Annotated in this window: 2 pseudogenes; both read left to right on the top strand. The window is 60.4% G+C overall.

Annotation, left to right across the window (positions count from 1 at the left end):
* Positions 1 to 106: 106 nt before the first annotated feature.
* Positions 107 to 751 (top strand): annotated as a pseudogene (locus ABUE31_RS22595) (IS110 family RNA-guided transposase); the annotation flags it as partial.
* A 25-nt stretch (positions 752 to 776) separates the two neighbouring features.
* Positions 777 to 1250: pseudogene (locus ABUE31_RS22590) on the top strand (IS110 family RNA-guided transposase); the annotation flags it as partial.
* Positions 1251 to 1500 lie beyond the last annotated feature (250 nt).

Genomic DNA, 1500 nt, shown 5'->3' with positions numbered 1-1500 from the left:
TTCTTCGTACTACGGCCAAAAGCGGAAAGTCCGCTGTTGATGCGGTGGACGGCTCTCCGCCCTCTCTGCGGTATGATCGCGGGATTAGAGCTGGAGGAGCGCGATGATGAGCAACGTTACGACGATCGGTCTGGATATCGCGAAGTCCGTGTTTCAAGTGCACGGCGTGGATGCGGCCGGTGAGGTTGTCATCCGAAGGAAGCTGACTCGTGGGCGCGTTCTGGGATTCTTCGAGAAACTGCCCCGTTGCCTGGTCGGGATCGAGGCTTGCAGTTCGTCGCATTATTGGGCTCGCGAGCTCATCGCACGTGGCCATGATGTACGGCTGCTGCCGGCACAGTATGTGAAGCCATATCTGAAGCGGCAGAAGAACGACGCTGCAGACGCAGAGGCGATCTGCGAGGCCGTGACACGGCCGACGATGCGCTTCGTTCCGCTGAAGTCGCCCGAGCAACAGAGTGTGATGATGCTGCACCGGGTTCGGTTGATGCTCAACCGCCAGCGCACTCAGATATCGAACGCGTTGCGGGCACATCTGTCGGAGTTCGGGGTCGTGGCGCCGATCGGGCGGAACGGCATCGAACAACTGCTTGTCGTCGTCAACGACGAGAAGGACACCAGAGTGCCAGCCGATGCACGGCTATGCCTGCGCATGCTGGAGGCGCAGCTCAAGGTCGTGAAGGAACAGATTCTTGAGAACGATCGCCGGGTCCGGGCGAGTGCACGTGAGACTGAGCTTGGTCGTCGCTTGATGGAGATNGCTATGCCTGCGCATGCTGGAGGCGCAGCTCAAGGTCGTGAAGGAACAGATTCTTGAGAACGATCGCCGGGTCCGGGCGAGTGCACGTGAGACTGAGCTTGGTCGTCGCTTGATGGAGATCCCGGGCGTGGGTCCGCTGCTGGCGAGCGCGTTCGTCGCCACCATCGCCGATCCCCATGCATTCAAGTCGGGCCGATGCCTCTCCGCCTGGATCGGGCTCGTGCCAAAGCAGAACTCGAGCGGGGGCAAGGAGAAGCTCGGCAGCATCTCCAAAGCCGGTAATCGCTATCTACGCCAGTTGCTCGTTGTCGGCGCAATGGCGGTCATCCGCTATGCTGAGCGAAACGGGACCAGGAGGCCATGGCTCGTGCAGCTGATGGCACGACGAACGACCAAGGTCGCGGCGGTTGCGTTGGCTAACAAGACAGCCCGTATGGTCTGGGCATTAATGACCGGCGGCGAGCGCTACAGGGAGCCGATCATCGCATAGAACGAATAAGGCGCACGATCGTCGACGAGGTTGGAAAGGGCGAACAGGAGCTAATGCAGCAAGCCGGTTGATACCGCCGGATCAGGAGAACCCACTGGGGCCGTGCACTTCGAGTGCGAGCTTTCGATCGGGACCTGAGCCGCGCGAATGGCATTATGGCCAGCGGCACATGGAAAAGCCGCACCTACAGGTCGGATACATGGCCGCACCAACCAGCTACTGCAAAAGCTCAAACAAACCCCTTGCCAAC

This window comes from Mesorhizobium marinum (assembly GCF_040813675.1).
GTDB classification, from domain to species: domain Bacteria; phylum Pseudomonadota; class Alphaproteobacteria; order Rhizobiales; family Rhizobiaceae; genus Mesorhizobium_K; species Mesorhizobium_K marinum.
Note: the sequence above shows the minus strand (reverse complement) of the source record. Positions and strands in the feature narration are given on the sequence as shown.